Here is a 13,789-nt window from a genome sequence, read left to right as displayed (position 1 = left end):
TTCGTGCATTAGAATCTGGTGAAACCCATCAAAATGGACGTTTCCCACCAATCTGATTGCACAATCTGCAACAGATCTCAAATCCCCCCACCCAAAAAGGAATTCTATTGCACAGAGTGCAATCACAATCACAATCACATTCACATTCACATTCACAAGGATTCGATCATACGCCGAAGGAGATAAGAATGCCCTTCCCATCAACGGTTACTTAGAATCCTACATCTCCAGAATTTCCACACCATACGGCTCAAGCTGCAGTTCTCCTGAACAAATCGATTGATTCAGCAGACTGTTATACTCCTGTGGTAACGGGATCGTCACAGACTCCCGGCTCAAATTAAGCAAGAATAAGAAGCTTCCTTGATCTCCCGAACGCACAGAGGCCTGTACTCCATCCGGCAAACCCTCAAATCTAAACAGCCCCTGCTGTTTGGAAAGGCGCACCAATAAAACTGACCAGAATCTCTCTTCCATATGAGTCCCAAAGTAATAAACCTGACCTTTTCCAAAAGCATTGACGGTTACAGCCGGAGTTCCACTATAGAAATCATCGCCATACCACGCAATCGGCCATGCCACAACAGGTCTCAGGATGTCGCACCACTGCGTGCATTCATATTGGTTCCCCTCAGCATCAACGACCTTATGGGTTTCAGCACCTATTGGATCATACTCCAGCACTTCAACCCCTGTGCAATAGCTCAGTAGCCCCGGTAGTGGCTGCATGACTGCGATGTTATTTGTAGTTTTCACGCCACTTCGATTGGTAATAAGCAAAGTTCCGCCAGCTAGTGCAAAATCCTCCAAACTACGTACGATCTCCTCATCCAGCAAATATAAATTCGGAGCAATCACTACTTTATATCCATCCAGCGATTGTCTAAGATCGATAACATCGCAACCCATACCGAGCTTCGTCACTGCACGGTGTATCTGTTTAATATTCTCATAATAATCGAATCCTTCAGCCTGAGGCTGAATATCCAGCGCTGCTTTCTCTTCATGAGAATGGAGTATAGCTACTTCATTCTTTAGCGTCGTTCCAGTTAGCTTCTCCCCGAGTGTATTAACCTCATGGCATAACTGAGTGAACTCCGCAAACCTTCGTCCTGGGACATTGCTGTGATCAATCAGTCCGTGCCAGAATTGCTCTGCTCCCGCGACTGCACTACGCCAGCGGAAATGAACGACGGTATCCGCACCTCTGGCTATCGTCTGCCACGCATAAGCACGAATCATCCCAGGATACGGCGTTCTCCACATCGGCATCCAACAACCTGGTGAACCACTTAGCTGCTCCATGATCCAGAAGTTTTGACGTTTAATACCACGGGTTACATCTAGTGAAAGTGCTCCGCTATATGGTGTTGTCGCTTGCTTGGTTGGCGAAGTATTCGGATAATAGTCAAATGCAGCGACATCCAGATCAGCACCGACTGCGTACATATCCAGACGCTGTGGATAGCTATGAAAGTTATGAGTGATAAAATGCTGCGGACAAACAGACCGCAAAATATCAATCTGGGTCTTCTGGAATGCTACCACCGAATCCCACTGAAACCGCTGATAATCTAGCAGGAATGATGGATTCTGATGTGGTGATCCGCCCAGTGGAACAGTAAGCTCATTCCAATCGCTATATTCTCCACTCCACACAACCGTTCCCCACTCTGCATTCACCCGATCAAGGCTACCATATTTGGCTTTCACCCAATTGCGAAACGCTATATTACAAGCATCACAATGACAATCTAACATCCCGAATTCATTATCAGTCTGCCAACCAATAACGGCCGGGTGTTTACTATAGTGCTCCGCAAGTCGCTGCGTGATACGACTTCCGTATTCGCGCAAAGATGTACTATTATAGCAGCGGTGTCCGCGTACCCCTGGATGAAAGGTCTCTCCCTTCGCAAATACCGGCAGCACGTCTGCAAATTTCGTAGTTAACCATCTAGGAGGTGTAGCTGTGGGCGTACCAATCACAACCTGTAATCCATACTTATGAAAAAGATCCAGCGCGCGGTCCAGCCACCCGAACTGGTAATTGCCCTCCGCTATCTCTAACCGGCTCCATGCAAACTCGGCGACTCGAACTACCTTGACACCTGTTTCCTTCATTAATTTGATATCTGGTTCCCACATGGATTCTTCCCAATGCTCCGGGTAATAGTCCACACCTATCTGAATAAGATCATATCGCTTCACCGGCGTCCTCTCCCCCTATCTTGTTATCACCAAAATAAAAGGCGCTCCCCGTCTCATAATGATGAGGTATACGGAGAACGCCTTTGTTAACCACTAGTCCATTTTAATCTTCTTTATGAACGAGCTTCACTTATTTCTTAAGCTTGTCCCAAGCTGCTTGCATGCCTGTCATCCAGCCATTCACATCAACCTTGCCAGCGATCATCTGTTGAATCACACTAGCAAATTCTTGAGTTACACCATCAGGGAATTTAGAGGATTGCAAACCATATACTTTGTCTTCTTTTACATAGTTCCATACGTCAGATCCAAGCTTACCGATATCTTCAGGAGTTGCTTCGATGGTGGACAACGCAGGGATGAATTTCCATTTTTTAACGATGTACTCTTTACCCATATCTGAAGTTACCAACCAGTTCAAGAATGTTTTAGCTTCTTCTTTAGATCCGGAATCTTTGTTGATAACAAGGTTTGCAGGAATACCTACAGTCATTTTGTCATTCTTTGCAGCATCTTCATTGATTGGCATAGGGAACATACCGATGTTCATGTCAGGTGTAATGTTATCAACAAGGGTTTGTGCCCAGTTACCTTCTTGCATCATTGCAGTTTCACCTTTAGCAAACATAGCCAAGTGAGTGTTAGCATCTGTAGTCAACGGATTTTTTTGTCCGTATTTCAAAGTCAAGTTGAGCAAGTTGCTCCAATCTTCAAACACTTTGTTACCTACGATTGTACCGGTACCATCATTCAAGCTCTTAATGAAGCCATTTACATCATCTTGTTGAGCGAATGCTACGCTGATCCCTTGGTTACCAAGGAGCCACCATTCTTGATACGCATTACCAAAAGGAGTTACGCCAATCGCTTGCAATTTCTTAGCTGCATCTTCTAGTTGTGACAATGTTTTAGGAGTTTCAGTGATGCCTGCTTTTTCGAACAGGTCTTTGTTATATACAAAACCAATTCCTTCAAGGTTCATTGGCATACCGTACACTTTACCGTCTTTAGTCATTGGCTCTGCTGCCATAGGAATCAGATCTTTCACCCAAGGTTGATCGGATAGATCTTCCATCTTATCTCCCCAAAGCTCCATTTCAGCATATCCACCATTTGAGAAAATGTCAGGCGCGTCGCCGGAAGCAAACTTAGTCTTCAGTGCTGCAGCGTAATCGGCACCACCACCAACGGTTTGAATATCCAGCTTGATGTTAGGGTGTTCTTTTTCAAATTCAACCTTAAGCTCATTAAGACCTTCAACGATTTCAGTTTTGAATTGAAAGATCTTAACCGTCTTTACTTCACCTTTATCTGTGCCAGCGCTTCCATTTTGTGAGTTACTAGAAGCGTTATTGCCTCCACCGCATGCTGTTAATGCTAAACTCATAGCCATTACTGCCGAAAGTGCAACTGCCGAGCGTTTCTTATTCATTATATTTTCCCCCTTAAGATAGTGGACTACTTATGAAATATTTGGAACGGAGGGCTCGGTGTTAACCTTTCACCGAGCCAGCCGCTATTCCCTCAACAATGTAACGCTGCATGAACAGATAGAAAATGATAATTGGAGCAATCCCGATTACGAGAGCCGGAAGCGCCATATCCCATTGTTTGGTGTATTGACCAAAGAAGGAGAAGGTCGCCAGCGGAATGGTCCGAAGTTCTGGTGCCTGAAGAATCAAGGAAGGCAGCAGATAGTCATTCCATATCCCAAGTGCATTAAGCACGATCGTTGTCATTACCATTGGCTTCAGCAAAGGAAGTACTATACGGAAGAATACGGTAATTGGATTACATCCATCAACTGTAGCCGCCTCTTCAATTTCAAGCGGAACGGACTTGATAAAGCCGTGGAATAGAAAGATTGCCATTGGAACACTGATCCCTAGATTCGTGATAATCAAACCCAGGAAGGAGTTGTTTACTCCCATTACATTTACAACTTTCAAGATTGGAATCATGATCGTTTGAAACGGAACAACCATTGCGGCTACGAACAACAGTAACAAAAACTGATTAAATTTCGTATTCGCCCGAACCATACGATAAGAAGCCATCGCACTAAACAGAGAGATTAGAATAACACTGATAACAGTTATGATAACCGAATTTCGGAAAGCTTCACCGAAACGTGCCAATTTCCAAGCACTTGTATAGTTCGACCACATAAATGTCTGTGGCCAGCTTGCAGCATCACTCAGAATTTCACCGAACGATTTCACTGAGTTTGCTAGCAAGAAATAAAATGGAGACAGGAAGAGCAGGGCCAGAAGAATCATCAACACTTCCACGCCGATATTCCATCTGCTTTTTGTCTTGGCGTTCATTAAGCTTCTACCTCCTTGCTCTTCGTAATACGGACTTGAATCAGGGTGATAATCGCCACGATAACGAAGAACAGCAGCGCTTTAGCAGTACCCAGACCGTAACGATTGTTCAGGAAGGCTTCATTGTAAATATTCATAGCAACCGATTCAGTAGATTTGAACGGTCCACCTTTCGTTAAGGAAAGGTTAAGGTCGAACATTTTGAAGGACCAAGAAATGGCTAAGAACAAACCAATAGTTACAGCAGGCATAATTAATGGAACTACAATGTTGCGTAGCACCTGCCAACGAGAGGCACCATCAATATCAGCCGCTTCCAGGACTTCTTTCGATACGTTACTGAGAGAAGCGATGTAGATAACCATCAGATAACCGGAAGACTGCCAAACAAAAACCATTACAATCGCCCAGAAGCCGGTTGTTGCATCACCCAGCCAAGGAAGATTAAAGAACGACCAGCCTGTGAGTTCTCCCATTGTTGCGAACCCTTTGATGAAGATAAATTGCCAGATGAACCCGAGCAACAATCCCCCAATAACGTTCGGCATAAAGAAGATCGTCCGAAGCATGTTACGTGTCTTTAATGGTTTCGTTAACAGATAAGCTAGGAAAAACCCTACCACATTAGTCAAAATTACACCTAACACAGTAAATCTTACGGTAAACCAAAAGGAAGACCAGAAGTCGGGGTCATTCGTAAATATAGTGGTGAAGTTTTGAAATCCGACCCAACTTACATTACCGGATACACCGTTCCAGTCTGTGAAGGAGTAATACATCCCCATGATAAATGGGATAATCGTTATTAAGGTAAAAAACAAAACTGCAGGACCAACGAAGAATACCTGTTGACCTAACTGGGACAACTTAGTGCCGCGCATTTATTGTCCCCCCCTTTCTTTTGCTCACTTACTTGTTTATGCTTTATACACATATTATCTGTTTTTTTGAGCGCACCTCACACCTACGGAAGTGATCTTTCAGGTGTAAAATATTGATCGGATGTGACAAATTTCGATGAAATGGAACACGATTCGCACAAAAATGATCGTTTTCATCCTACTTCCAACACTAATTTGTATTATGGCCACGATGTTTATAAGCTACCACTTTAGTACTCAATCCTTAAGAACAAGAGCAGTAGATGAGAATACGAACCTTCTCTTTCAAGGTACTAGAAACATTGAAAGTCTGATTCAGGAAATCAATCGACTCTCCCTTATCGTCTATTCAGATTCAGAATTCTACAGATCTCTCGAAGCTGGATACGAGGATATGCTAGCAAATGCACGAATTTATTCTTCTCTAAATTACATTTCATCATCTATGCCTGACATATCTCAGGTCTATTTATACGGTGTCAAGGACAGCAAAGCCACTCTGCTCACCCAAAATACACCGAAACGTTGGCAGGGTGTTCCACCTTATCCTGACTCCAAGATCACTACCGATTCTGCGGTATCCTTACAGAGTACGCATTTAAGTCATAGCTACGGCCTAACGGCACCGATCCCGCAATTTATACCGGAGCCAGTGTTTACCTTACACAGAAGAATCGAAAGAGTCCCTACCACAAAAGCGCTTGGCTACCTGTCGATTGATGTCAAGCTAACGGCTCTAACCGACATCATCAGTCAGTTATATGATCAGAAGCAGGAGAAAATCTGGCTGCTGGATGGCAACGGAAACATTGTCTACGGGGACAATAGTGAAGAATTCGGCAAGAAACTGAATGCAGCTTGGTACGATACGAATATCAGGGACAAGCAAAGCTCACAAGGATACTTTGAAGAGGATAAAGCTATGTTTATTTACCAGAATATCGAAGGTCCAGGGTTAAATTGGACGCTGGTGAAGCAGATTCCCGTATCTTATCTTTTCCGAGAAGCCAATGAGGCGGCAACGATCAATATAGCACTGATGGTCCTGCTGCTGATTACAATTACAACGCTAACGATCCTAATCTCTTTTCGAATCACCGCCCCGATTAAGCAGTTGACCCGCTATATGAATCAGGTCCAGACCGGGAAGCTTGATATCGATATCCGTCCCATGGGCAAAGACGAGATCGGTGTCGTTACAGAACGGTTCCGCAGTATGATGGATACGATCAACAATCTGATCCTAAGAGAATACAAGCTGGAATTAACTAATAAAACGAATGAATTGCGGGCTTTGCAAGCGCAAATCAATCCGCATTTCCTTAACAACACCTTGCAGATCATCGGTACGCTTGCCTTGGAACTTAAAGTACCCCAAATCTACTCTCTTCTTTCTGCACTAGCGAAAATGATGCGCTACAGCATGTACAATGAGGAGAAGGTTGTCACGGTTAAGGATGAACTGGATCATGTCAAAGCTTACATCGAACTACAGAAGGAACGTTTTGAAAATAAATTCAGTTTCCGTTACGATATGGAGGAAGCTCTTTTAGAGACATTTATGCCTAAGATGATTCTGCAGCCTATTGTAGAAAACTATTTCAAACACGGTTTTAACCATTCCCGCTCAGACGGATTTGTTGAGATCACCGCGGCCAAATTGGGCGACAAGCGAATGGAAATCTGTATTCAAAACAATGGAAATGCTATCCCTACAGCGAAACTGGATCTTTTGCGGCAGAAGCTTCAACATTCCACTAGAACAGATATAGATTTATTAAGAAATACAGAGCAAGACAAGGAAGCTACAGGATCTGGTATTGGTCTGCCGAACGTTCTGGCTCGGCTCAAGCTCGTATGCGGAGATAGCGCCATCTTGACGGTGGACAACCTCCGAGCAGGTGGAGTGGTTGTAAGACTGGAAATAGACATTATAGCGGAGCGTGAGACGATATGAAGGCGTTAATTGTTGATGACGAGGCGAGAGTTAGAAAAGCTGTTAGACTTCTTGTCGACTGGGACGCACATCAAATCAATGAAATTCTGGAAGCCGGAAACGGAAATGAAGCTATTGAGATCATTCGGCAAGCGAAACCAGCCTTGGTCATTATGGACATGATGATGGAATCCGGTAATGGCGTAGAATTAATGACATGGGTTAACGAATTTGCCGGCAACATCAAATTCATTGTGGTCAGCGGACATAATGATTTCGAGTTCGTGCGCCAGACTGTTCGTCATGGTGGAATTGATTATATCCTTAAGCCCATTGAAGCGGAGGCAATCAATGTAGCAATCGCTAAGGCAGTGGCTGCTTGGCGTTCAGAGGAAGCTGACCGTAGAGAACGACAGAAGCAGAACATTCAGCTTAATGAGTTCAAGCCCATCTACGGAGAAAAACTGCTATCCGCGCTAATCGATGATCCGATCAACTCGGAATTATCTCTTCGAAGGTTGCGAAGCGATGGCATTATCCCGGAAAACGTCCTCTCTTCGCGCCTAATACTTGTGCAGATAGATACAGGAAATAATCTCCTTCTTAACCGTTTTGGAGGAGACACCGGTCTCCTGAACTACGCTATCGTCAATATTTGTAATGAATTTTTGCAAGGTCAGCGTAAGGGTGTGGCTTTTCGTTACTGGGGAGGTCCTTCGGAGATTGCCATCATTCTATGGGATATCCAAACGTCTGTTGTCGAGCTTATAGGGAGAATTAATCAGGGGATCTACTCTACTTTGCAGGTCCGAATGCATTTCGGAATTAGCTGCATCGGTAACCTGCCTAAGCAATTATCTTATCAGCGTGCAGAGGTGGCTGAGGCCTTACAGCGTAGAAATTTATTAATTCATGAGGATTACTGCCATTTTTCTACTTCCTCCGAAGAGTTTAAAGAGCGCAATGAAACCGCAAAGACAGAAATTCAAGGACATGCATCGCCGACGATCTTCGCACATGTGAAGGAAGATTGGAAAATGGCGGTCATCAGCGGAAGCACTGATGTATTGTCCGCGGCAGCACAGCACTGGGTGGACGAGCTTAGCCGATGCGGAATTGTTACACCAGAGATTCTAAACTCGTGGAAGAATGATGCACTCTTATTTCGTTCCCAGTTGGTACGGGAAACGTTAGGCCCTGATGCCGATAGCGCACTAGCCGAGTTAGAACAGGCCGACCAGCTTCACCCAGCTCCTTATACGAATGGTTACTCGTTCTCCTTATTTGCTTGGCGTGACTGGTCATTTGATCTGATGGAGCGAATATCAGAAGTGATAGCCGCTAAACAAGCTAAAGAAAGCAATCCTATGCATGATATCGTGAAATATATCGAACTCAATTATGCCTCTGATCTATCCTTACAGGAGATTGCCGGAAAGTTCTTTGTTAGCCGCGAATATATTTCACGCCGATTCAAACAGGAATACGGCATTAATTTCTCCGATTTCATCGTTAACGTCAGGATAGATAAAGCTAAATTGCTTATGCAGAACCCTCGTCTAAAGCTGTCGCAAATTTCCGAAATGGTGGGGTTTCATGATGTGAAGTATTTTAGCAAGGTATTCAAGAAACAGGTTGGTGTATCACCCAAGGACTATCGAAACCAGTTTAAAATTTAATTAATACCACGCTACGAGAAAACGGTTGTCTCCTTTATGGAAGACAACCGTTTTCTCGCAGAAATATAAAGATAATGTATAGCGTGAAACTTATATTTTCTTATATTTTTAAAAAGGCATCCGCGACCGTCTTACCGGCTATGCCGTTCGGATGCGGGTCGTCTGTTCCACTCATAAACTCTGGTCTGATCCGGTGATCGTCTGGTGCAGGCAATGACAATAGGCTTGCTATATCAAACACCCGGCTCACACCTATAGGCGGATTAGACAAAATCTCACGATTCACCTTGCGCCAAGTTTCTTCTCTTTCACCCTGAAAATTGAACGGTGGCACCGTACTTAGAATAATATTAGCTTCAGCATTTGCCCCCTTGATCTTAGAAATAATGGTCTGCAAGTCACCAAGAAGCTCGTCCGCCGAACGGCAGCCAATATCAATATCATTTACTCCGAGTACGATCATCACTTCATCACTTTGCTTAGTTTTGTTTAGCCATGGACCATCCGCGGCGACATCATAAGCTCTAGCCCAGCCAGAGCCAAGATTCCATACACCAATATCCGTGCCAAGGCCATCCGCAATTCTCGCGACCCAATATTCGTACTCATCCTTTAATGTCCGCACACCTTGAGTAATCGAATCCCCCAAGAATATTAGTTTCTTGGTAACAGATTTCTTATACCCAATGAAGCTTGGCAGTACTAAAAGATTATCAGACGCTGTAAAACCATCCGCTGATTGCTGTGCGGCAAGATTTCCGGGCGCGTCATAAGCTGAAACCAGCATCCCTTCAACATTGAAAGGAATCGATTTACCTGCAGTGAGTGTCTTAATCGTCCACGTAAACGCCAAGTAATGACCCTCCGGCAGAACAATGCTTGTCTCATCACTCCAGAAACATTCGCTAGCCGCAACGGTTTTTGAGGCTTTGCCCTCAAAGGTAAGCGCATGCTGTGTATTTTCAGTTATCGTTCCGTCTGGTTCTGTTCCTCCGTCAGCGATATAAGCTGTCTCGATAACCCAGTCGCCTCCAGGTTCACTGCCTACAGCTTCTTGCCCTTGATCCCATGTAGAATCCACCGCGTTGCTATGCCAGAACTTTAACTTCAACGTACCATTTTCCCTTAAACGAATATAAGTCCGGAAGGTATGCGTAAACGGTTCTTGCCTATTCATTATAAAATTCGCTGCAGTTGAAAGAACCGTTGCTGAGGTATATTCCGTCTGGTTCAATACTCCACTTCCCTTTGTTAAATTAGTATCCATAACGTTCCCCCGTTATTCAGTAAGATTGTAACACTAAAACCTCTCCAATAAACCAAGGGAACAGATCATCCACCCAGTTTACAAGAGAGGTTATGGCTATATCAATATGCTTTAAGAAACAATCTTATTTCAATGTAATCGTAAACGATACGGTTTTTGCACCTGCGTTTACTTTTACTGTAGTTTCATCTACTTGCTCTGCACCTTCTACAGAAGCGATAGCTCCCAGATCTTTAAGTGAAAGCGAGAATTCTTTACCGCTACCTTCCGCAGTAACTGTTACCGTACTGCCTTTACGGTCAGCCTTCACAGTCAATTCAGGAGCACCTTTGAGATCACGAACGGTTGCAGAAGTCGTAGTGCCATCTTCAAGTGAATATAAGCCGAATTTAACGCCATTCGCATAGTCGTAATCCGGTTTGTTATCCACACTGCCGATTGCCAGCAAGGAATTCTGGCGAACGAATAGTGGCAGGCTAAAGAAATCATATTTCTCTTTGCGCCATGATCCACCTTGTACGGTTTCACCAGTAAGCAAGTGAGTCCAGCGACCAGCCGGCAAGTAGTACTTCGCCTCGCCGTTTTCTTGGAAGATTGGGGCTACAAGCAAGGATTCACCTAGCATGTATTGACGATCCAACACTTCGCAAGTAGGATCTTCCGGGAATTCCATAACCATAGCCCGCATAGAAGCCCAGCCATGTTCATGAGCCTGTCCTGCTACATCATACAGATAAGGCATCAAGCTACATTTGAGTTTGGTGAAGAAACGGGTAACATCACAAGCTTCATCATCATAAGCCCAAGGCACACGGTACGAAGTGCTACCATGCAGACGGCTGTGACTGGACAATAGTCCAAACGCCAACCAGCGTTTAAATACATGTGCCGGAGCCGTGTTCTCAAAGCCACCGATATCATGACTCCAGAAACCGAAACCAGACAATCCTAGAGACAATCCACCGCGAAGGCTCTCTGCCATGGATTCATAATCTGCGTAGCAGTCACCGCCCCAGTGAACTGGGAACTGTTGGCCACCGGCAGTTGCAGAACGTGCGAACAATGCCGCTTCATTTTTACCAAGCTTCTCTTCTAGCACTTCAAATACAACCTTGTTATACAATTGAGTGTAGTAGTTGTGCATTTTCATCGGATCAGATCCGTCGAAGTAAACTACATCTGTAGGAATACGCTCGCCGAAGTCTGTCTTGAAGCTATCTACGCCCATATTTACCAAATCACGCAGGTAGCCGGCATACCATTCACAAGCCGCAGGGTTGGTGAAGTCCACCAGTGCCATACCTGCTTGCCACAAATCACATTGATAAACGTCACCGTTAGGTTTTTTGAGCAGATAACCATTTTTCTTGCCTTCTTCAAACAAGCGGGAACGTTGCCCGATATAAGAGTTGATCCATACGCAGATCTTCAGCCCTTTATCTTTCAGGCGTTTCAGCATGCCTACTGGGTCAGGGAATACACGCTCATCCCACTGGAAATCGGTCCATTGATATTCACGCATCCAGAAACAATCGAAGTGGAATACGCTCAGTGGCAGATCGCGCTCTGCCATACCATCTACGAAGGAGTTTACGGTTGCTTCATCGTAGTCGGTAGTGAAAGAAGTCGTCAGCCACAGGCCGAATGTCCAAGCTGGAGGAAGTGCAGGCTTGCCAGTAAGTGATGTATAGTTGCTGATAACTTCTTTGATGGTAGGACCATCAATCACGAAGTATTCTAGGCTCTCTCCAGCTACGCTGAATTGCGCTTTTTTCACTTTTTCCGAAGCAATCTCATAAGAAACCAACTCAGGATGGTTAACAAATACGCCATAGCCTTTGCTGCTTACATAGAAAGGAACATTCTTATAAGCTTGCTCGGAGCTAGTACCACCGTCTTTGTTCCAAAGATCTACGGTCTGTCCATTCTTTACAAAAGCGGTAAAACGCTCGCCCAAACCGTAAACAAATTCACCTACACCGAGATCCAGCTCTTCACGCATATACGTGTTGCCGTCTTGATCCGTGATATAAGCCATGGACTTGAAACCGCTGCCTGTAATTCTCTCGTCTCCACGATAGAAATCCACAGCCCATTGTTGGCCTTTGCGAATCACTACACGCAGTCCGCCGCTGATCAGCACAGTCTCGGAATCGTTTTCTTCAATCGTAACGTGATCTCCAGTACCTTTCGTGAGTTCGAAGACTGGACCGCGTTCTTGTACGCCATCATGATGAATAATCTTAACCCCTACCACACCTGGAAGCGGGGAATGAAATTTTACAGTAAGCAGGGTTGAATTCAGCGTCGCTGAACGCCCTGTGATTGGAGTTGTTTGAGTAATTGCTGTTAATCCATCTGGAGTCTTTTCTACAACATAATTTTGAACTGCACCGTTAATCGTGATACCATCACGCACCAGCCAGAGACCATCAGTAAATTTCATTGTGTACTTGCCACCTTTCAATTTGGTGTTTATAGTTGCATTATACCGATAAAAAATAAACAAAACTAATACTATATAGCTCATTTATAACACTATTTTGATGTTTTATCCGAAAGGAGTGGCATTTATGGACCGTACAACCCAGAGTTTGCTAAAAGAAGACAGAGTGCATGGCGATAGCATGTTTTCGCTTGCAGCTTATTGGATAGAATTACCGGCTGGAACACATATCCTCGATACCCATTGGCATGAAGAAGCGGAGTTTTTTATGCTGCTCGAAGGAGAAATTCTGTTTCAGGTGGATACCGAATATTTCCCACTTAAAGCCGGTGAGGCTGTATTTATCGAGTCTGGTGATATTCACGCTGCCTATGTACTGAACGAAGATACGCCCTGCAAATTTTGTGCGCTCGTGTTTCTTCCTGATCTTCTCGCTAGTGCCCAATATGATACGATCCAGCAGAACACCATCTTACCCCTTCAGGAGAAAAGACAAAGCTTTCCTCGCCACCTAACACCGGCTGTGAAATGGCAGTATGAACTTCTGCGACACTTAGAACGCATGATGGACGCCTACGCTGCGCAATCTCCCGGGTTTGAAGCTTTTATTAAAGGCACGTTACTCATCATGCTCTCGCTGATTGCTCCAGAGGATCGTTTTGTAAACCGCAGCCAGCTGGATGACGCTGATACTACTAAGATCAATCGACTTAAGAAGATTATTCTCTATATTCAGGATAACTATCAGGTGCCGATTAGAACTCGGGACCTCTCCGACCTTATCCCCATGAGTGAAGGACAGTTCTGCCGTTTTTTCAAAGAAATGACCCGTAAGACTCCAGTAGATTACATTAACTCTTACCGAATTCGCCAAGCCGCCGATCTACTGCAACAAAGCAACAGAAAAATATCCGACATCGCATTCGAGGTCGGATTTGATAATGTGAGCTATTTTATTAAAGTGTTTCGCAGAGCGATGAAATGCTCGCCTTCGGAGTTTAGGAAGGGGTCCCGTTGACATCTTATTGTTCGACTTCTATTC

At 44.5% G+C, this 13,789-nt stretch carries 9 protein-coding genes; 3 read left to right on the top strand and 6 right to left on the bottom strand.

Going from position 1 to position 13,789, the window contains the following annotated elements; genetic code table 11:
* Positions 1 to 219 precede the first annotated feature (219 nt).
* From NST34_RS04395 to NST34_RS04380, 4 genes are all read right to left on the bottom strand, one after another.
* Positions 220 to 2,211 (bottom strand): beta-galactosidase, encoded by a 1,992-nt coding sequence (locus NST34_RS04395; protein ID WP_341127249.1) that lies wholly within the window; start codon positions 2,209 to 2,211, stop codon positions 220 to 222.
* Between the two features lie 130 nt (positions 2,212 to 2,341).
* The gene (locus tag NST34_RS04390) at positions 2,342 to 3,643 is read right to left on the bottom strand and encodes an ABC transporter substrate-binding protein (protein WP_042185065.1); all 1,302 of its coding nucleotides are present in this window, start codon (positions 3,641 to 3,643) and stop codon (positions 2,342 to 2,344) included.
* 61 nt (positions 3,644 to 3,704) lie between these two features.
* Positions 3,705 to 4,538 carry a carbohydrate ABC transporter permease gene (locus tag NST34_RS04385; protein WP_042185063.1) on the bottom strand — a complete coding sequence of 278 codons (834 nt, stop codon included), beginning with the start codon at positions 4,536 to 4,538 and terminating at the stop codon, positions 3,705 to 3,707.
* Entirely contained in the window at positions 4,538 to 5,419 is an 882-nt protein-coding gene (locus tag NST34_RS04380; protein WP_076283845.1) for a carbohydrate ABC transporter permease, read from the bottom strand. The genes NST34_RS04385 and NST34_RS04380 overlap by 1 nt, the downstream gene beginning before the upstream one ends.
* 136 nt (positions 5,420 to 5,555) lie before the next feature.
* Between NST34_RS04380 and NST34_RS04375 the strand changes: the two genes are divergently transcribed.
* Together NST34_RS04375 and NST34_RS04370 are read left to right on the top strand one after the other, a co-directional pair.
* The gene (locus tag NST34_RS04375) at positions 5,556 to 7,376 is read left to right on the top strand and encodes a cache domain-containing sensor histidine kinase (protein WP_341127248.1); all 1,821 of its coding nucleotides are present in this window, start codon (positions 5,556 to 5,558) and stop codon (positions 7,374 to 7,376) included.
* Complete coding sequence (locus NST34_RS04370) at positions 7,373 to 9,034, top strand: helix-turn-helix domain-containing protein (RefSeq protein ID WP_076283843.1); 1,662 nt, start codon at positions 7,373 to 7,375, stop codon at positions 9,032 to 9,034. Before NST34_RS04375 ends, NST34_RS04370 begins: the two co-directional genes overlap by 4 nt.
* 100 nt (positions 9,035 to 9,134) lie before the next feature.
* Here NST34_RS04370 and NST34_RS04365 read toward each other — a convergent pair whose 3' ends face one another.
* A complete protein-coding gene (locus tag NST34_RS04365) occupies positions 9,135 to 10,301 on the bottom strand; it encodes an SGNH/GDSL hydrolase family protein (protein WP_341127247.1) in 1,167 nt (388 codons plus the stop codon).
* 124 nt (positions 10,302 to 10,425) lie between these two features.
* Positions 10,426 to 12,747, bottom strand: coding sequence for an alpha-xylosidase (yicI, locus tag NST34_RS04360; protein WP_341127246.1), 2,322 nt, complete (start codon positions 12,745 to 12,747; stop codon positions 10,426 to 10,428).
* Between the two features lie 127 nt (positions 12,748 to 12,874).
* On the opposite strand from yicI, the gene NST34_RS04355 reads away from it, so the two are divergent.
* Complete coding sequence (locus NST34_RS04355) at positions 12,875 to 13,765, top strand: AraC family transcriptional regulator (protein WP_341127245.1); 891 nt, start codon at positions 12,875 to 12,877, stop codon at positions 13,763 to 13,765.
* Positions 13,766 to 13,789: the final 24 nt, after the last annotated feature.

It is taken from the genome of Paenibacillus sp. FSL H7-0714, assembly GCF_038003765.1.
In the GTDB taxonomy this organism is placed as follows: Bacteria; Bacillota; Bacilli; order Paenibacillales; family Paenibacillaceae; genus Paenibacillus_AQ.
This window is presented reverse-complemented; position numbering and strand designations above follow the sequence as displayed.